The organism is Acinetobacter sp. 742879 (assembly GCF_000588535.1).
Taxonomy (GTDB): Bacteria; Pseudomonadota; Gammaproteobacteria; order Pseudomonadales; family Moraxellaceae; genus Acinetobacter; species Acinetobacter pittii.
This window is the reverse complement of the sequence record NZ_JFYC01000003.1, coordinates 1-19275: the sequence shown is the minus strand read 5'-3', so window position 1 is coordinate 19275 and position 19275 is coordinate 1. Positions and strand designations below refer to the sequence as shown.

At 39.4% G+C, this 19275-nt stretch carries 15 protein-coding genes; 7 read left to right on the top strand and 8 right to left on the bottom strand.

What is annotated here, in order from left to right:
• From J690_RS09455 to exaC, 3 genes are all read right to left on the bottom strand, one after another.
• Positions 1-1386 carry an ethanolamine ammonia-lyase subunit EutB gene (locus tag J690_RS09455; RefSeq protein ID WP_032035458.1) on the bottom strand — a complete coding sequence of 462 codons (1386 nt, stop codon included), beginning with the start codon at positions 1384-1386 and terminating at the stop codon, positions 1-3.
• Positions 1387-1400: 14 nt separating this feature from the next.
• Complete coding sequence (gene eat / locus J690_RS09450) at positions 1401-2837, bottom strand: ethanolamine permease (protein WP_032035456.1); 1437 nt, start codon at positions 2835-2837, stop codon at positions 1401-1403.
• A gap of 220 nt (positions 2838-3057) precedes the next feature.
• Positions 3058-4569, bottom strand: a complete 1512-nt coding sequence (exaC, locus tag J690_RS09445; protein WP_004791594.1) for an acetaldehyde dehydrogenase ExaC — start codon at positions 4567-4569, stop codon at positions 3058-3060.
• A gap of 142 nt (positions 4570-4711) precedes the next feature.
• On the opposite strand from exaC, the gene J690_RS09440 reads away from it, so the two are divergent.
• On the top strand, positions 4712-5902 hold the full coding sequence (locus tag J690_RS09440; RefSeq protein WP_032035453.1) for a helix-turn-helix domain-containing protein: 1191 nt from the start codon (positions 4712-4714) through the stop codon (positions 5900-5902).
• On the opposite strand, the gene J690_RS09435 is transcribed toward J690_RS09440, so the two are convergent.
• Positions 5899-6867, bottom strand: a complete 969-nt coding sequence (locus J690_RS09435; protein WP_032035451.1) for an alpha/beta hydrolase — start codon at positions 6865-6867, stop codon at positions 5899-5901. The genes J690_RS09440 and J690_RS09435 overlap by 4 nt on opposite strands.
• A 195-nt stretch (positions 6868-7062) precedes the next feature.
• A complete protein-coding gene (mdh, locus tag J690_RS09430; protein ID WP_032035449.1) occupies positions 7063-8235 on the bottom strand; it encodes an iron-dependent methanol dehydrogenase in 1173 nt (390 codons plus the stop codon).
• A 230-nt stretch (positions 8236-8465) separates the two neighbouring features.
• On the opposite strand from mdh, the gene J690_RS09425 reads away from it, so the two are divergent.
• Positions 8466-10178 carry an AAA family ATPase gene (locus J690_RS09425; RefSeq protein WP_019767620.1) on the top strand — a complete coding sequence of 571 codons (1713 nt, stop codon included), beginning with the start codon at positions 8466-8468 and terminating at the stop codon, positions 10176-10178.
• A 43-nt stretch (positions 10179-10221) separates the two neighbouring features.
• On the top strand, positions 10222-10581 hold the full coding sequence (locus J690_RS09420; RefSeq protein ID WP_019767621.1) for a 5-carboxymethyl-2-hydroxymuconate Delta-isomerase: 360 nt from the start codon (positions 10222-10224) through the stop codon (positions 10579-10581).
• Between the two features lie 121 nt (positions 10582-10702).
• Here J690_RS09420 and thiM read toward each other — a convergent pair whose 3' ends face one another.
• From thiM to J690_RS09405, 3 genes are all read right to left on the bottom strand, one after another.
• Complete coding sequence (thiM, locus tag J690_RS09415) at positions 10703-11530, bottom strand: hydroxyethylthiazole kinase (RefSeq protein ID WP_019767622.1); 828 nt, start codon at positions 11528-11530, stop codon at positions 10703-10705.
• 35 nt (positions 11531-11565) lie between these two features.
• Positions 11566-12723 (bottom strand): hypothetical protein, encoded by a 1158-nt coding sequence (locus J690_RS09410; RefSeq protein ID WP_032035447.1) that lies wholly within the window; start codon positions 12721-12723, stop codon positions 11566-11568.
• A 150-nt stretch (positions 12724-12873) separates the two neighbouring features.
• On the bottom strand, positions 12874-13131 hold the full coding sequence (locus J690_RS09405) for a hypothetical protein (protein ID WP_032035445.1): 258 nt from the start codon (positions 13129-13131) through the stop codon (positions 12874-12876).
• A 318-nt stretch (positions 13132-13449) separates the two neighbouring features.
• On the opposite strand from J690_RS09405, the gene pepN reads away from it, so the two are divergent.
• The 4 genes from pepN to J690_RS09385 all read left to right on the top strand — a co-directional run.
• Positions 13450-16056, top strand: a complete 2607-nt coding sequence (gene pepN, locus J690_RS09400; RefSeq protein WP_032035444.1) for an aminopeptidase N — start codon at positions 13450-13452, stop codon at positions 16054-16056.
• A 576-nt stretch (positions 16057-16632) separates the two neighbouring features.
• The gene (locus J690_RS09395; RefSeq protein WP_032035443.1) at positions 16633-17163 is read left to right on the top strand and encodes a Csu type fimbrial protein; all 531 of its coding nucleotides are present in this window, start codon (positions 16633-16635) and stop codon (positions 17161-17163) included.
• Positions 17164-17236: 73 nt separating this feature from the next.
• Positions 17237-17941, top strand: coding sequence for a fimbrial biogenesis chaperone (locus tag J690_RS09390; protein ID WP_032035442.1), 705 nt, complete (start codon positions 17237-17239; stop codon positions 17939-17941).
• Between the two features lie 9 nt (positions 17942-17950).
• Positions 17951-19275: fimbria/pilus outer membrane usher protein (locus J690_RS09385; protein ID WP_032035440.1), on the top strand; the 1325-nt coding region annotated here is incomplete at its 3' end.

Sequence of the window (19275 nt, the reverse complement as noted above, 5' to 3'; positions counted from 1 at the left end):
CTAATTCATCAGTAGACGAGAGAATTGGTCGGGCATGTGGTCTGCCCAACAGATTTGAGAGTTTTGTTGTTTAAAAATCCCTTGCTGTTCAAGCCAAGCTGAAAACTCAGGAGCAGGTTTTAAACCTAGGAGTTGTCTTAAATAGAGAGCATCATGGAATGAGGTCGTTTGATAATTGAGCATGACATCATCTGAACCCGGAATTCCCATAATGAAGTTAATGCCCGCGGCGCCAAATAGAGTAAGGAGAACATCCATATCGTTTTGGTCGGCATCGGCATGGTTGGTGTAACAAATGTCGCAGCCCATTGGTACTCCGAGTAACTTGCCGCAAAAATGATCTTCTAAGCCTGCACGTATAATTTGTTTGCCGTTAAAAAGATATTCGGGACCAATAAAACCAACGACTGTATTTACTAAAAGCGGATTGTATTTACGGGCGACTGCATAAGCACGCGTTTCTAATGTTTGCTGGTCAACGCCGTGATGTGCATTGCTGGATAACGCACTGCCTTGACCCGTTTCAAAGTACATGACGTTTTGTCCAATGGTTCCGCGCTTGAGTGAGCGGGTGGCTTCATAACCTTCTTGTAGTAAATCGAGTGAAATTCCAAAACCTTCATTAGCCAGCTGCGTACCAGCGATTGATTGAAACATTAAATCTATTGGCACATTTTTTTCAGCAAGTTGAATGCCTGAGCTGATATGTGTGAGAACACAAGATTGTGTTGGAATCTGATATTCCTGAATGACATGATCAAGTAATTTTAGTAGCTCTGACAAATTATGAAGATTATCTGTGGCGGGGTTAATGCCAATCACAGCATCGCCATTGCCATACATTAAACCATCTAAAATACTGGCAGAAATACCGAGCACATCATCGGTCGGGTGGTTCGGTTGTAAACGGGTAGAAAGATGGCCTTTTAAACCAATCGTGTTGCGAAACTGGGTGACCACTTCACATTTGCTGGCGACATAAATTAAATCTTGATTGCGCATAATTTTGCTGACAGCAGCCACCATTTCTGGAGTTAAACCTGACGCTAAGGCTTTTAAGCTTTGTGCAGTAGCTTCTTCACCAAGTAACCAATTTCGAAAATCACCTACTGTAAAGTGTGAAATAGGGGCAAAGGCTGCCAGATCATGTTCATCAATAATTAAACGGGTAATCTCATCAGTTTCATAATCGACCACAACCTCATTCAAAAAAGTTTTAAGTGGTACATCGGCCAAAGTCATTTGTGCCGCAACGTGTTCGGTTGCATCTCTGGCCGCTACACCTGCTAATTCATCACCTGAACGTAACGGCGTTGCTTTTGCCATCAAGGTCTTCAAGTCAGCAAAGTGATACTGTTGATTGGCGACAATATTGCGATAACTCATAGTTGCATCCTTTTTTATAGTTCTTGTTCTGCGGCTTTAATATTTGCAAACTCTTCTTCTGGTGTACCTTTAACTAAATGATAACGGCTATAGAATAAAAAGTAAGCAATAAATACGACATAAATAGCGGCAGCAATAAACCAAACTTTCGGATTAACAACAAAGCCTGCGACCACAGCAGCGACTGCTAGAACTAAGGCAATACTTGAGGTAACGATTCCTCCAGGAGTTTTATAAGGACGAGGCATGTCGGGTTTAGATAGGCGTAGTTTGATGTGGGATAAAAGAATCAACACATAAGAAATGGTTGCACCAAAAACCGCGATTAAAATCAGAGAATCACCTTCTTTGGTAAGTGAAAGCAAGAACCCAATAATGCCCGGAATAATAATTGCGAGATAAGGGGCTTTATTTTTATTGGTTAAAGAGAGTGAAGTAGGTAAGTAACCAGCTCGTGACAGTGCAAAAATTTGACGGGAATAGGCATAGATAATTGAAAAGAAACTCGCGATTAAACCTGCTAAACCAACAAAGTTAACAAAAGTCGCAAGCCAAATATTAGTGCCATACACTTTAACCAGAGCATCGACGAGGGGAGCACCAGAGTTTTGTAAAGTACTTGCACCCGCTGCACCTGCACCTAAGAATAAAATGAGCATGGCAAAGGCCGTTAAGATGAGCATTGCTCCGATTAAACCGCGTGGCAGGGATTTTGCTGGATCTTTTGCTTCTTCGGCGGCTAATGGCACACCTTCAACTGCAAGGAAAAACCAGATTGCAAAGGGAACTGCGGCCCAGATGCCTAAATAGCCATGAGGTAGAAAACGACTTGCACCAGCTGCTGTGCCAACTGGAATATCAAATAAATTTTGTGCATTAAAGTGTGGAATCATTGCGACAATAAACACAACCAGAGCAACAGCTGCGACAAGTGTAATTGCGAACATAATTTTTAAGGCTTCGCCAGCACCTTTCAGATGTATGCCCATAAAAATGGCGTAGCAGGCGAGGTAAATCATCCAGCCATTAATGCCAAATAAAGATTCGCAATAACCACCAATAAATACGGCAATAGCAGCAGGGGCAATTGCGTATTCAATTAAAATGGCTGTTCCTGTTAAATAGCCCCCAAAAGGACCAAAAGCAGCACGCGCAAAACTATAACCGCCGCCTGCTGTCGGCATCATGGTGGACATTTCTGACATAGAAAGACATAGACATAAATACATCAATGCAGCGAGTGCAGTGGCAATAAACATCCCACCCCAACCACCTTGGGCTATGCCGAAGTTCCAGCCAGCAAAATCACCCGATATCACATAAGCTACGCCTAAACCAATCAGGAGTAACCAACCAACGGTACCTTGTTTGAGTTGACGCTGAGCAAAATATTCTGCTGACGAGACTTCTGTCTTTGAGGAAATAACGGAAGCTGTTTCTGGTTGATTCATACAATACTCCTGCGAGTGGGTTTGTATGAATCAATGCAAAAGCAATGCCTAAATGAAGCACTTTAGAGAGTAGATGGAGCTTTTTTATTCTAAATGATAAAAATTCAAGCTTAACAATCTTAAATAAAGAAGCCAGCAATCTAAATTACTGGCTTCTTATATAATTAGTCATCTTACTTCTTTCTAGTGTTGATAGTTTGGTATCAACTTGGTGCGAAACTTAGAAGAAGCCCATTGGTTTAGTTGAGTAGCTTACCAACAAGTTTTTAGTTTGTTGATAGTGATCTAGCATCATCTTATGGTTTTCACGACCAATACCAGACTTCTTGTAACCACCAAATGCAGCATGTGCAGGGTAGATGTTATAGCAGTTTGTCCAAACACGGCCAGCTTCAATAGCACGACCAGCACGATAAGAAATGTGAGCTGAACGTGACCATACACCTGCACCTAAACCATACATGGTGTCATTGGCAATTTTAATTGCATCGTCAAAGTCTTTGAATGTTGTCACAGCAAGTACAGGTCCAAAAATTTCTTCTTGGAAAACTTGCATACCGTTGTGACCTTTAAAAATAGTCGGATCGACATAGTAACCATCGCCTACTTCTTTACGGCCGCTACCGCCAAGTAAGAGCTCTGCACCTTCTTCACGACCAGTGTTAATACAACGTAAGATTTTCTCTTGCTGTTGTAGAGATGCTTGAGCACCAATCATCGTTTCAGTATCAAGTGGATGACCAGTTTTAATACGTTTTACACGTTCGACAGCCATTTCTAAGAACTGATCAGCAATGCTTTCTTGTACTAAAGCACGAGAAGGGCAAGTACATACTTCACCTTGGTTTAAGGCAAACATAGCAAAACCTTCAAGTGTTTTTTCTAAGAAGTCATCTTCTTTATCCATGATATCTTCGAAGAAAAGGTTCGGTGACTTACCACCAAGCTCTAGCGTGACTGGAATAATATTTTCGGTCGCATATTGCATCACCATTTGTCCAGTTTGAGTTGAACCTGTGAACGCGATTTTTGCAATACGTGGGTTTGTCGCTAAAGGGCGGCCGACTTCTGAACCGAAACCATTGACAATATTAAGGACACCCGGTGGTAAAATGTCTTGGATGAGTTCAGCCACCAACAAAATACCCACTGGCGTTTGTTCAGCCGGTTTAATCACGACACAGTTACCAGCTGCTAAAGCAGGTGCAAGTTTCCATGCAGCCATCAAAATCGGGAAGTTCCATGGAATAATTTGACCAACTACACCGAGTGGTTCGTGGAAATGATAAGCAATGGTATCTTCATCAATTTCAGAGATGCCGCCTTCTTGAGCACGAATACATCCAGCGAAATATCGGAAATGGTCGATCGCGAGCGGAAGGTCAGCTGCTAAAGTTTCACGTACTGCTTTACCGTTATCCCAAGTTTCAGCAACAGCAAGCATTTCAAGATTTGCTTCTAAACGATCAGCAATTTTTAAAAGGATATTTGAGCGTACCGTTGGTGATGCTTTATTCCATGTTGCTTTTGCTTTGTGTGCTGCATCTAGCGCGAGTTCGATATCTTCGGCACTAGAGCGTGGAATACGTGTAAAAGCTTTTCCGTCAACAGGAGATACATTGTCAAAATAAGCACCTTTTACAGGTGCTACCCATTCACCGCCAATAAAATTTTCGTATTGTGATTTAAATTGAACTTTTGAGCCTGGTTGATTTGGATCGATATAGCGCATATAAATATTCCTTTGCTTTTTAGGACTAAAGACTAACAAGAACCCTGTCAGTAGGTACTTTCGTACTTTGTATAATTAGGATATAAAGAAGAAGGTTGGAGAAAGGTTGGAATAGAAATGTGGATATATAAGGAATTTACAAATGTTCACAAAAAAGGATTTATTGCAGCAACGGACGTTGATTGATCAACTGCGCACGCAAAATAGTCTCTCTCCTCAGAACGCTGCCAAACTCGGCCAAAGTATTGCAAGCTCGTGGGAACGATCGGCCTCTGCTGCGATTCCTAAAGAGCGTTTTGCTGCTCCATTAGTCGAAAAAAAATCTGCTTCACAAAATGCTTTAGATATAGCTTTAAGCCAATGTGCCGACGACTTACGTCATATTGCAGAGCAATCTTCAATGGTAATTGCTGTCGGTGATATCGGCAGTACGATTATTTGGACGGCACCAAGTGCACAAATGCAAAGTGCTGCTGAGCGTGTACATTTTGTACAAGGTGGTCAATGGCGTGAAGAATTTGTTGGTACGAATGCCTTGGCTTTATCTTTAAAAACTCAACAATCAAGCTGTGTTTTTTCAAACGAACATTACATGGAGTCGATTCATGATTGGGTGTGTTATGCCGCACCGATTATCGATCCATACTCAAAACAAACGCTGGGTGTCGTTGATTTATCAACCACATGGAAGAACCATAATAGTTTAGGAATTCTGGCTGCTGAACGTTGTGCATCCATTATTCAATCCGCTTTGCTAGAGCAGCAGCGCCAGCAATTACATATTCGTGCATTTTCGACACCGCAAGTTAAATTTAATGGCAAAAGTTTATTATTAACGCCGCGTCAAATTGAAATTTTAACCATATTGGCACTATGTCCGCATGGTTTAACTTTAGAGCATCTTTATCAGGCGCTCTATGGCGAACGTAAAGTAAGCATGGGCACACTTAAAGCTGAAATGTCTCAACTGCGAGATATTTTGGGTGGTTTACTTGGTTCACGTCCATATCGTTTGCTGGTGCATGTTGAAGCCGATTTTTTACAAGCTGAACAAGCGCTCGATGCGGGATATGCAGCCTCGGCTTTGCAGCTTTACACAGGTGTATTTCTGGCAAAAACTGAAAGTCCGTTTTTATGTGCATGGCGCGACTGCCTTGAGTCACGCTTGAGCGATGCAATTTTTAAAACCCAAGAAACAGATTTACTGTTAAAGCATCTAGCTCATTTCCCTGAAGCAATTGATGCGGTAGAACGCCTTATGGAGCTCTTACCGAGTGAACATCCTGCGCATCAACTGCTGGTGAAATACCTTGACTCACCTAAGCTTAGTTAAGTAATTTTTTGATCCAGCCACTGGAACAATTGTTGATAGACTTGTTCTCGTACTGGCTGGGCCGAAAGGACTAAGTCATGCAATCCATTGTGAATAGAGACAACCGAGACATCGCCTTTAATTTTTTTACCAAATTTTTCAATGTCTTTAACGTCTAAAATTACATCACTTTGAGTCGCATCTATTCCCCATTTTTTTGGTTTTTTAGTTTGATGTGAATGCATAATCAGCGCGGGAACGTTCAGTTTAACCCCACGGTGAATCTCTTTTTGTGCCGTATGAATCGCATGTACAAAGCTGAGTTGAACTGTAGGAGCAGAGGTCGGTTTCCAATCGAGGTTGAAATCCCATTCACCTTTGAGCTGCTTATGAAGGCTGGTGGTGTACCATTTGTTTAATTGGCTTGGAAATTTAACTTTTGGTAGATATTTTCCTACTCGACTGAGCATAGGAATACCAAACTTCTTTTCGACTAGACTTAAATTAAAGTCGTAAAACGGACTATTTGCCCATAGCGCTTTAATAAGAGGATGATCTGGATGATGGGCAGCATAAAGCGTTGCTGTCAAACCACCAGTTGAATGACCTGCGAGTAAAACCTGAGTGTGTTGCTCTTCGCCAATAATCTGTAATGCTTGAGTAATTTCGGCGTCATATTCTTTTAAATCAAGCACATTATAGAAAATTTGATGAGGTAGCTTTGAGCGGCCATATTTTCTTAAATCAAGTGCATAGAAGTCGTAACCATGAGCATTGAATTGCTCAGCCATTTCGGTTTGAAAGAAATAGTCTAAAAAACCATGAATATATAGTACGGCTTTTTGAGTAGATTGAGCGGCTTTTTTACGCACTAAGGTGGCTACAACTTTCCCTTCATAATCATCAGGAAAACTAAGTGTGAGCTGTTCGTAACCCGTGCCTAAAATATCTGGAACATAAGTTTGATTAGCTAAAGATGTATTCATTTTTATCGAGCTATTGTAATTAAGACATGCAGAGTATCCTTCAATGAAATGGGCGAATTGTCAATTAAGTTTGGAAAAGGTTGGAGTATAGGTTCTAAAAAAAGGGAATACCGCTGGAGCTAAGTATTCCCCAAAAAAGTAAGTCAACGGTCGGAGGGATTTGACTTACTAGAGGGATATGCCATTACATCGGTATTAAAGTGCTGCTTTGAAAATCTCCACAACTTGTGCATGATTTGCTTTACGAGGGTTGGTGAGCATACATGCATCTTTTTGAGCGTTATCTGCCATCACTGCAAGGTCTTCGGTTTTTACCCCAAGTTCGGTTAAGCCAGATGGAATACCAATTGATGAAGACAGTTTACGAATGGCATCAATTGCAGCATACGCAGCTTCCATCACTGTTAATCCGTGAGTTTTTACACCCATTAACTCTGCGATTTTTGCGTAACGATCTGGGCAAGCAATTAAGTTAAATTCACAGACGTGTGGTAACAAGATTGCATTACATACGCCGTGAGGTAGATTGTAGAAACCGCCCAACTGGTGCGCCATTGCGTGAACATAACCTAAAGATGCGTTGTTAAATGCCATGCCAGCCAAATATTGTGCATAGCTCATTGCATCACGTGCTTCGATGTTTTCACCATTTGCGACAGCAGGTTGTAACCATTGACTAATCATCGTAATTGCTTTTTCTGCACACGCATCAGTAATCGGGTTCGCCGCTGTAGAAACATAAGCTTCAACTGCATGGGTTAATGCATCCATACCTGTTGCAGCGGTTAAACCTGCCGGTTTTGCAATCATGAGTTTCGGGTCATCGATCGCAATGAGTGGGGTACAACGCCAGTCAACAATCGCCATTTTCACGTGAGTATCGGTATTGGTGATAATACAGAAACGAGTCATTTCAGATGCCGTACCAGCCGTTGTATTCACTGCAATCAATGGCGTCATCGGGACTTTACTTTTATCAATACCTTCGTAGTCGCGAATATGACCACCACCAGCAGTGACTAAACCAATCCCTTTTGCACAGTCGTGAGATGAACCGCCACCTAAAGACACAATAAAGTCACAGCCATTGTCGTTATAGGCATTTACGCCATTATGAACATTAATATCGGTTGGGTTAGGTTCTGCGCCTGGGAATATATGGCTTGCAACGCCTGCTTCAGTTAAATAGTTTGCGATAAGATCTGCAACACCAAATTTAAATAAGCCTTCATCGGTCACAATTAATGCTTTTTTTGCGCCGAGGTTTTGTGCCTTTGTACCAATTTCTTTAGCACATCCTGGTCCAAAGAGTGATACGCATGGAATATAAAAACCGTTTGTTTGATCTGCAATATTTTTAAAAGCCATGGAGTGATTCCTTCTTCCATAAATCCATTGTTTGTTATTACAGGTGAGCCTCACCATGGCCTTAGTATTGTGATGTGAAGTTTATTTTCCTACCTACCAAAAACCTACCAAATATTATTTTGTTTTTAATTATTGATTTATATGTGCTTTTTAGAAAATTTGGCACATCCATTTAATTTTTTTGGGAAAATCGTTAAGCTATGGGCTGTTGAAGATGTACATATGAGATTATGAAACAGGAAACTGCGCTTAAACTGCTTAAAGCAGGTGAAAATGTCTTTTTAACCGGTTCGGCTGGTGCAGGGAAAACCTATACACTTAATCAGTACATCCAATACTTAAAAGCACGTAAAGTGCCTGTGGCAATTACGGCGTCTACAGGTATTGCAGCAACACATATGAACGGTATGACCATTCATACATGGGCTGGCATTGGCATTAAAGATCTGTTAACTGACGACGATCTAAAACGCATGAAAGAGCGTAAATATCTCAAGGAACACCTTGAAAATGCGCAAGTTCTTGTGATTGATGAAATCTCAATGCTACATGCGAAGCAGCTCAATCTGGTCAATCAAGTCCTAAAATATTTTAAAGAAAGCGACGAAGCATTCGGTGGTATTCAAGTCATTGTGGCTGGAGATTTCTTCCAGTTGCCGCCTGTAGGACGTAATGGTGAAGCCAATCGTGACAAGTTCTGCTTTATGTCAGATGCATGGGTCGAAGCCAAATTCCGTGTATGTTATTTAACGGAACAACACCGCCAAGATGATGAAATTCTGAACCAGATTTTAAACGCTATTCGCGCGCAAAATATTCAACCCGATCATTTGCAAGCACTGCGTCAATCACGAGCACATGATATTGGTGAGACCTTTACTCGTCTTTATACACACAATATGGATGTCGATAACATCAACTATCAGCACTTAAATGAAATTGATAATGAAGGGCATCAATTCAATGCTGTTTTAGATGGTAATGAAAAGTTATTAGAAACTTTAAAATCTTCAGTTCGTGCGCCAGAAGAACTCACCCTTAAAAAGCATGCAAAAGTCATGTTTGTAAAAAATAACTTTGATATGGGTTATATCAATGGAAGCTTGGGTGAAGTCATCGGCTTTGAAGAAGATGATGAAAATGGCTTACTGCCGAAAGTAAAACTGACTGATGGCACGACTTTGCTGGTTGCTCCTGAAACGTGGTCCGTTGAAAATGAAGCAGGCAAAGTGATTGCAAGTTTTCAGCAAATCCCACTTCGTTTAGCGTGGGCGATTACTATTCATAAAAGCCAAGGTATGACTTTAGAAGCGGCTGAAATTAACCTGATGAATACCTTCGAGAAAGGTCAGGGTTATGTTGCATTGTCGCGCTTAAAATCTTTAACTGGTCTAAAATTATTAGGTATTAACGAGCAAGCTTTAGAGTTAGACAGTTTAGCTGTCAAAGCCGATCGCCGTTTCCAAGAGCTTTCAAAAGAAGCCGAAGACAACTTTGCAGATGTAGATTTAACGGCTCAGCATAAAGCATTTATTCGTCATTGTGGCGGTACCTTGAATGAAACCGAGATCTCTCGTAATGAGAAGAAACTCGCAAAAGGTGGCAAGCAAAATTATGCTACGGCAACTTTAGATGAGACACGTGTTTTGTTTGAAGAAGGCTATGAGATTGAAGACATCGCGCATGAACGTGGTTTAACCCCAGCGACAATTATTAATCACTTGGCTCGACTGCATAAAGAGCAAAAGTTAGATATTTCGGTTGCCCATCCGGGTGAAGAGGTGGTCGAAGAAATTCGTAAAATTTATAAGAAGCTGAAAAAGCGCCAAAATCCAGATCATTTTTCTGATGATGGTTCGATCAAACTAAGACCAATTGTTGAAGCAACCAGCCCTCGAATGGGATATGATCAGGTCAGATTAGCTTTATTATTTATTGAGTAAAGTTTAATTAGCTTAATGACTTATTATATAAATTGAGGTGGCTATGCCGCACGTTATAGTTGATTATTCAGAAAATTTAACTGGATTAAACGCAAAACAATTACTTGAAGAAATTAATACCACATTGATTGATACAGAGCTATTTAGTCCAGAAGACATTAAAAGCCGTGCGCGTAAAGATGATGTTTTCCTCATAGGTTTGGGAGCGGAACAGGCTTATATTCATGCAAAGGTCTATATTTTGTCGGGAAGAACGGCTGAACAAAAACAGCTTCTGGGTGAGCAGTTATTAGCGGCGCTTAGTAATAAAAAATATCTACAACCAGAGTTTCATAAAGAAATTCAATTGTGCGTTGAGCTTGTCGATATGCCAAGAGAAGATTATTTCAAGCAAGTTGTATAACACTAAAAAGCGTAATTTCGATCAAGAATAGCGATCAGCACTATGTAAAAGTAGTGCTTTCGAATGAACAGACATCTACTTACTTTAAAGTGAGTCTAGTGTGATACAGGTATAACCTAGATTATGCCTGTATCTCTAAAAGCTTAATATCTGCATATTGCTCAATCAAGTTGTCATCTAGCATGTGGATGTAATCCATGAAGATGGTGCTAAAACTTCCCATAGTTTGCGCTTGATTTGCAGCAAGTTTACCCGCAATCGCAAAATGAACATGAGCTGAAAGAGCAGCAATTGTTGGCGTCGTCACAGCGCTATATGCTGCGATTAAGGCACCTAAAGCGCAGCCCGTTGCTGTAATTTTGGGCTGTAATGGACTTCCACCGTTTACTTGAATAACGATGTCTAATTCTTTAGATAAAATATAATCTGACTCACCTGAAATAGCGATACAGTCCGTATGTGCTAATAGTGCATAAGCCTGTTGATAGGCTTGATCACTGCTTAAAGTACTATCGACACCTTTAGATTGAACTTGGTTGCCAGCAAGCGTACTAATTTCTGAGGCATTACCACGAATAACGCTTGGCTTGAACTGTAAAAGCTCGTCTGTCATTTGACTACGCCAAGCTAAAATTGGTCCATAACCGACTGGATCAAGCACCCATGGAATGCCATTGAGCTGTGCAGTCTTGGCAGAGATTTGCATAGCTTGCATTTGCTCTGAGGTTGGCGTACCCAAGTTAATGCTCAAAGCCGATGAAATTTTGGTAAAACTTTCTGCTTCATAAGGATTATCAATCATGGCAGGTGAAGCACCAGAAGCAAGTAAAACATTGGCTGTATAGTTGGCCGCAACACTATTGGTAATGCATTGCACAAGAGGAGTTTTTGCCTGCATGTTTTGCCAAGCGTCAATTACCTGCTCAATCAAAGTCGATGCTGATGTCATGTTATTATCCTTATTAAGCCAAAGTGATTGTAGATTTAGTGAGTAAAATAATGATCTTGATGCTTACATCTTTGACAAATCAAAGAAACATAATCTGCTGCATCATAATCAACACTTAAATCATTTGAACCACAATGCATACAGCGTTTAACTGAATAAAAGTTTAATCGAGGTTCAATTTTCCGCCATGCTTTCCAGACAGGTTGTACAAAGATCTGTTCGTCGTAACCTAAGAAGCGGTTAAGTAAAATATAACTCATTTTACTGTAGGGAATATTGTGAGGGCGAGGCAACATTGAGGTTTCCCACTTTTCAGCTAAGGCTCTCTCGCGATATTGCTCTAAGGTTTTCTTTAACAAATTGGTATTAATAAATTTTTCATTACGCGGCTGTAGGGCTTTCTGTTTATAAAGATACTCAAGTGCGGTTTGAATTAAATAATAAATCTGACCAATTGCCAATGAATCCATTAAACGATAGCAAAAAGTTTGAAAATTAGAGCTTCCTGCAATTTGAATGCCCCAAGTTCGGCAATAGAACTGCATAAACTGAATAATCTCTTGATAGAGCACCTGAAAAAGTACGTCTTTTACTTCATCGGCACTACGAAACGGGATACCAAGACTTAAATTTTCATAAAACCAGTAGCGTAGTTGCTGGGCTACACTAAATAAACTTGGGTCACTATAACCGTCCAAGCGAATGTTTAAATAAAAGCACTGAGGTTCATCCGCTTGATCTTGGGCATTTAAAATTCCATCTTTATGGAGTTGCTTAATCAGATAGTTTTGAAACATCCAGTTTGGTGTAATGGACTGATATTTAATTTTGTCCCAGTGAATGTATTCGTCATGAGCAATATCGTCTCGTGCATAGTCATCGAGCAGGCTAAGTAAAAAAAGTTTATGCAAAAAACTGAGCTGTTCCAGACTACGTTGTGGTTGCTCTTTTGACTTAAACTGGCGTTGTTCTTGTAGGCGTGTTTGCTGTAAAAGCTTTTTTCGTTGTTTTGTGCATGTTTCACAATGGCAAGTCATTTTTGTGTCTTTAAAAACACGGTGCTGACAATGACTGCATTCATGAAACTGAATGTCTTGTTCAAATTGCTCGGCATCTACCCAATACATTGACGCTTGGCAGAGAGGACAATGGCTACTTTCATCTAGCTGTTTCTGTAGAATTTGTAAGACCATTTCGCTCCGAATGCATAAATTAGTAAGGATAGAGCTATTATACACAGCCGCATTGCCGATAGCTGAGATTGTCTTTTTGTTTGGTGCAAAAATAGAAAACCTAAAGTCTTGTCTTAACTTTAGGTTTTCATAAGGGTTTAAAAATTAAAATTAAACAGGGCACGGCAAGCTCTCATCATTCTGTCCAAGTTTTTTGGCATTGATAAGTGCCTGCACTTTTTTACTTGGTAATTTTACTTTACCTAAAGCGTCGTAAGTATTGACGATAGAAGTTACCTCCTGAGCAGTCATTGAAATACCTTCTGCAGATAAAAACACCGCAATCACATGGTGATCAAGACCTACTGCGTTTAGATCATGAATCGCTTTAATATTTTCTAAACGATGAAAATGTGCTTTTAATTCCATACTGACACCTCTTGTTCTGATTGAAATATTTATATTGGTGTATTAATGAAGGCAAGAACCATGCCCAAAATGTAAGCTGACTCTAAAAAATGTTAAAAGCTGAAGTTGTTTTATTTTTATTGTATAGATTGATTAGATAAGCAACGATTATCGTAAATTTGGTCTAATCTGTGCTAATAAAAGACGATTCTAATTTGAAATGTATAAATGAAGTCCCATTAATTTTATAAAGGTAAACAAACACGGTATGTATGAATGTATATGATCAAGTTCATAAAATTCGTACTACGGTTTCCGAAAAGTATATAAGGAATAAAGATGAATATTGCGGCGCAGCCTCCAGTTCAGGCAGATCAAACAGTTTATTTAAAAGATTATCAAAAACCTTCATTCTTGGTTGAATCCATTAATCTTGATATTCAAGTATATGATGACAAAACAATTGTTGATTCAACATTAGTCATGAAGCGTCAAACAGCTGGGGACTTGGTGTTATTAGGTCGTGATCTTGAGTTGCAATCTATTCAGCTCAATGGTCAAGATCTTACTCCTGCACAATATTCACTCGACAGTGAACAACTGGTGATCACTGATGCACCAGATGAAGTCATTTTGCAGACTCAAGTGATTATTCATCCAGAAACCAATACTCAGCTTGAAGGTTTATATAAAGCAGATGAGTTGTTTGTAACCCAGAATGAACCTGAAGGCTTCCGTAAAATCACCTTCTATCCAGACCGTCCAGATGTACTTTCAGTCTTTACGACACGTGTAGAAGCAGACAAAAAATATCCAGTGTTACTTGCCAATGGTAATTTGCTTGAAACAGGTGAGGTAGGTGAAAACCGCCACTTTGCGATCTGGCAAGATCCGACTAAAAAACCAAGCTATTTGTTTGCTTGTGTTATTGGTGATTTAGCTGTTCTTAAAGATCGTTATACGACTTCGGAAGGGCGTGATGTTGCTTTAGAAATCTATGCCATTGAGAAAGATATTCCAAAATGCCATATCGCGATGGAAGCCTTAAAGCATTCAATGCGTTGGGATGAAGAACACTACGGCCGTGCTTATGACCTCGACAACTATATGATTGTTGCGGTGAGCCAGTTCAACATGGGTGCAATGGAAAATAAAGGTTTAAATATCTTTAATACTTCATGTGTGCTTGCCGATGAAGAATACACAACTGACGCAGCGATTATGCGTGTACAGTCTGTGATTGCCCATGAATATTTCCATAACTGGACAGGGAACCGCATTACTTGCCGTGACTGGTTCCAGCTGTGCTTAAAAGAAGGTTTAACGGTATTCCGTGATCAATCTTTCTCTGAAGATTTACAATCTGCTGCGGTTCAACGTATTGACGATGTGGCTGTACTTAAATCGCATCAATTCCCTGAAGATGCAGGTCCATTGTCGCATCCACCGCGTCCAGATCACTTTGTCGAAATTAATAACTTCTACACAGCGACAGTCTATGAAAAAGGTGCGGAAATTAACCGTATGATGTCGACCTTACTTGGTAAAGAAAAATACCGTAAGGGGACAGATGAATACTTCCGCCGTCATGATGGACAAGCTGTAACGGTAGAAGACTGGGTTGCTGCATTATCTGCAGGTTCAGGTGTCGATTTATCTGTATTTTTAACTTGGTACAACCAACCAGGTACGCCAAAGCTTGAAGCAAAAGGTGAATATGATGCAGCGATGCAAACTTACCGTTTAAGTTTTAAACAAAGCCTAAAAGCACATCCTAAATATCCAAATTTAAAAGCTGTTCCAATTCCTGTTGCTTTAGCGCTTTTTAACGCTAAAACAGGGGAGCAATATACATTGCACAGTAACAGTCTATTCGTAAATGATGTTAAAGATGGTGTGTACTTGTTTGACCAAGATGAGGCAACCATTGAATTTACAGGTGTGACTGAGCAACCAGTTGTGTCATTGCTGCGTAATTTCTCAGCTCCGGTAAATCTTGTTTTTGACTATACCGATGCTGAATTAGCATTCTTAATTCAACACGAAACCAACGGCTTTAACCAATGGCAAGCAACGCAAACCTTGCTCGAGCGTATTTTGCTAGAAGACCATTCTGCAGATGCGTACATTCAAGCTATTCAGAGCACTTTGCCTGAGTTGGTTGGTCGTGACCCGCTTTTAGCATCACGTTTGTTTGATGTACCAAGTGAAGGTTATTTGGGTAGTCGTATTGATCAGAACTATGCGCCAGCAGATATTCATGTAAAACGTGAAGCTCTACTTAATCGATTGGCACAAGAGTTGGGTTCATTCTGGAAAGATACTTACCTTACCCTTGATCCAGACTTGCAAAAAGAATTCTCGTTAGCCATGGGCGTTCGTGCATTAAAAAATATCATGTTGATGATGATGGCGCGTCAGGGCGACCAAACTGCATTTGAATTAGCACATGTTCAATACCAAAACACAGGCAATATGTCTGAACGTTTAGGTGCGCTACGTGTATTGGTTTGGCAAAACGCACCTCAAGCTCAAGAGGCACTTGCTGATTTCTATGACCGCTTTAAAGATGAAGCCTTGTCTTTAGATCAATGGTTCATGATTCAAGCTGCAAACCCAAATGCGACAACAGAAACAATTGAGTACTTAACTCAACATCCAGACTATGATTTAACAACTCCAAATCGTATTCGTGCGGTAAGTGGTGGCTTGTCAAATAATCCTGAAAATACTTGGGGCTTTGGTGTAGCTCACTTTATTAATCTTGCAGAGTATCTAGACGAGAAAAACCCGATTTTAGGTTCACGCCTGTTACAGGTGTTATCTCGTTGGTATACGCTTGCAGAGCCTCAACGTACTCAAGTACAACAAGCTTTACAAGCATTGCAGCCTAAAGTGAAATCGAAAAATGTTTCTGAAACTTTAAATAGCATGCTGAGCGTTTAATTATTTAAACTTACTAAATAAAGGTCTCTAAAGAGGCCTTTATTTTTTTTATATCTCATAGCTATTCAAGATTTAAAATAAATAAAACTATCCTTGTTATAGTTCATCTGTAGATCAATTTTTATCATTTTATCTTTATATAAATTATAATCTCTAATAGTTTTCTGAAGGTGCACTTTTAAGAAATAATATAAAATGAAAATTAAAGAGATAAATAATAAATTGGCTCTTGAAAATTATTTAATTTTTTAAAGTTAGCTAAATTTTGAAATATTTATTTAAATTTACCTTAATATTTTTTCTAGTGTTTTTATTAAAATTATTTAAATCAAATATTTATATTTTGTAAATATTGTTTTTTTGTATCCGTAAGATAGGTTTAGGTAAATTTGTTTTATTGATTAGAAATTAAAATAATAACGTGAACATGCATTTTATTTATTTTTATGTATTATGTTGGAAAGTAGGATAAAAAAATAAGCTTTAAAAGAGCAGTCAAATAAAAATGATTGTAAGAATAAGGGTTAAATTTTTTATATCTATTAATTCGACAATTTAGTTTAAAAGGTTTTGGCCATGAAAAAGACTTTTATTTATTTATCAGCAGTTGTTGCAGGAGTGTTTTCTCTCAATGCGGCAAATGCAGCTACAGCAACAGGTACATTAACTGTTAGAGCAACAGTAACCAATAGTTGTGTATTGAATACCTCTGCAACCGGTACGACAACAAATGCAGTTTTAGACTTTGGTACTTTAAGTTCGCTGGCTAGCAATGTCGATGCAGATACTACAACAACAGGTGGTACCTCAATTAAAGTCCTTTGTAATAATACTGTGCCATGGACTTTGTCATTTGATGGTGGTCAGAATGTTTTATCAACCCAACGTCGTATGATCGGTGGGGCGACTAGCAACGAATATATTCCTTACAACCTTTTTTCTGACACAGGGCGTGCCACAGCAATTGGTATTGCAACGACTGCCTACAGTGGAACTGGAACGGGTAATGTTCAAACTGTAAATGTGTATGGTCGTATTCCTGCAGGAACAACTTTACCAAGTGCTGGTAGCTATGTTGACAGTGTGACTGTCACAGTAACTTATTAATTTGCATAAATTAGAATTACGTTAGCCCTTTTGAAAGGGCTAATACATTAAAAAAGTTATATTTGAGCAAATCATGAAAAAAAATATTTTTATTATTACGGGATTATTCTTATCTTTATCTAGCTCTATTAACGCCGCAACAATCCGTCTTTCACCTGTAAATGTAGAAATATTAAGTAATCAAAATGCTGCTTCAATTAGTTTATATAACCAGTCAAATGAAAGTGCTGATTTGCAGGTGCGTGTATTTGAGTGGAGACAAAATGCCGGGCAAGATCAATTAGTCCCTACGGATGAGATTGTCATTAGTCCACCATTTTTAAAACTACAACCTAATGATTCTTATAACTTGCGTGTAGTTAGGATTAATCCAGAACCTATTTCTGGTGAAAAAACTTATCGTATTATTATTGATGAGTTACCAAAACCAATTGATAGCCGTAAAGCAGCTCAGGGAGTAAATGTATTACTTCGCTCGTCATTACCTGTATTTGTAGTGAATAAAGATGCAATTACCAAACTGAGTTGGAAAATTGATGTTAACCAGAACAATCCTTCTTTAAATATTAGCAATATAGGTAACCGACATGCGCTGTTAAATAGTCTAACGCTTGTTGATACAACGGCGAATAAAAGTTATCCGATTAAAGTAAATACTGTGAATGGTTATATTCTTGCGGAGAAGTCGAAAAGTTACTCGATTAGTAACTTTACCTACCAACCAAATCATAAATACAGCGTATCTCTAACAGTTAATGGTAAGAAAACCACACTTTAAGAGGCTTATATGAAATACATTATAGGTGTCTTATGTGTTGCGTATTTTCCTACATATTCTTTTGCCGAACAGTTACTAGATCATACGAATACTGCAGTTCCCAGTGTTCCTAAATCTGTAGGTAGCAATAGTGAATATACACAAGTAGGAACGAATGAGCAGGAGCAAGATCTTAATTTCATTCAGCTATTTTTAAATATTTCGATTAACTCAAATGCTTCTGAAGATTTGGTTGCTGTAAAGCAATCTAAGGATGAAAAACTATATATTCGTTCTAGTACCTTAAAAAATTTAAGAATAAAAATAGATGAACATATCCCAGATAACCAGTGGGTGTGTATCAATGATCTAAACGGAATCCAGTTTAAATATCTCGAGAATGAGCAGTCTTTAAACTTAAAAGTTCCATCGAACATGTTAACGGGTTACTCAGTTGACTTAAGTGGTCATCAGATTACTAGCCCCAATTTGCTAAGAATGAAACCCTTAAACGCAGCCATTCTGAATTACAGTCTGTATAACACCATAACCAATGACGAGAACGTTTTCTCAGGTACAGCTGAGGGGATCTTTAATAGTTCAATCGGTAACTTCTCATCAGGGGTTTTATATAACGGTAGTAGTGAAACTAGCTATAGCCATGAAAAATGGGTACGACTAGAAAGTAAGTGGCAGTACGTAGACCCTGAAAAGATCAGGATATATACCCTAGGGGACTTTATTTCCAATAGTCCTGACTGGGGCAGTAGTGTCCGTCTTGCCGGTTTCCAGTGGTCGAGTGCTTATAGTCAACGCGGTGATATTGTCACCTCAGCACTCCCGCAATTCTCCGGTTCGGCAGCATTGCCTTCAACACTGGATTTATACGTCAACCAGCAAAAGATTTATTCAGGGTTAGTGCCTTCAGGTCCCTTTGATATTAAACAGCTCCCATTTATTTCGGGAAATGAAGTCACACTTGTGACTACCGATGCAACGGGACAGCAGAGCATTACCAAAAAGCCGTACTATTTTTCCTCCAAGATTCTGGCAAAAGGCATTAATGAGTTTTCAGTAGATGTGGGGGTTCCACGCTACAACTATGGGTTGTATTCAAATGATTATGACGATGCCACCTTTGCCTCAGGTGCGATTCGATACGGCTACAGCAACTCACTGACCTTAAGCGGCGGTGCAGAGGCTTCAACAGATGGCCTGTCGAATCTCGGCACAGGATTTGCCAAGAATGTTTTGGGTATTGGGGTAATTAATGCTGACATCGCGGGGAGCCAGTATAAAGATGAAAACGGCTATTCTGCCTTGCTGGGTTTAGAAGGGCGCATCAGTAAGAACAT

Excerpts from the sequence above, each read along its gene's own strand:
- J690_RS09440 (WP_032035453.1), top strand. The coding sequence starts at position 4,712 with ATGTTCACAAAAAAGGATTTATTGCAGCAACGGACGTTGATTGATCAA.
- mdh (WP_032035449.1), bottom strand. The coding sequence starts at position 8,235 with ATGGCTTTTAAAAATATTGCAGATCAAACAAACGGTTTTTATATTCCA.
- J690_RS09410 (WP_032035447.1), bottom strand. The coding sequence starts at position 12,723 with ATGGTCTTACAAATTCTACAGAAACAGCTAGATGAAAGTAGCCATTGT.
- J690_RS09425 (WP_019767620.1), top strand. The coding sequence starts at position 8,466 with ATGAAACAGGAAACTGCGCTTAAACTGCTTAAAGCAGGTGAAAATGTC.
- J690_RS09405 (WP_032035445.1), bottom strand. The coding sequence starts at position 13,131 with ATGGAATTAAAAGCACATTTTCATCGTTTAGAAAATATTAAAGCGATT.
- thiM (WP_019767622.1), bottom strand. The coding sequence starts at position 11,530 with ATGACATCAGCATCGACTTTGATTGAGCAGGTAATTGACGCTTGGCAA.
- J690_RS09455 (WP_032035458.1), bottom strand. The coding sequence starts at position 1,386 with ATGAGTTATCGCAATATTGTCGCCAATCAACAGTATCACTTTGCTGAC.
- J690_RS09395 (WP_032035443.1), top strand. The coding sequence starts at position 16,633 with ATGAAAAAGACTTTTATTTATTTATCAGCAGTTGTTGCAGGAGTGTTT.
- J690_RS09435 (WP_032035451.1), bottom strand. The coding sequence starts at position 6,867 with ATGAATACATCTTTAGCTAATCAAACTTATGTTCCAGATATTTTAGGC.
- exaC (WP_004791594.1), bottom strand. The coding sequence starts at position 4,569 with ATGCGCTATATCGATCCAAATCAACCAGGCTCAAAAGTTCAATTTAAA.
- eat (WP_032035456.1), bottom strand. The coding sequence starts at position 2,837 with ATGAATCAACCAGAAACAGCTTCCGTTATTTCCTCAAAGACAGAAGTC.
- J690_RS09420 (WP_019767621.1), top strand. The coding sequence starts at position 10,222 with ATGCCGCACGTTATAGTTGATTATTCAGAAAATTTAACTGGATTAAAC.
- pepN (WP_032035444.1), top strand. The coding sequence starts at position 13,450 with ATGAATATTGCGGCGCAGCCTCCAGTTCAGGCAGATCAAACAGTTTAT.
- J690_RS09390 (WP_032035442.1), top strand. The coding sequence starts at position 17,237 with ATGAAAAAAAATATTTTTATTATTACGGGATTATTCTTATCTTTATCT.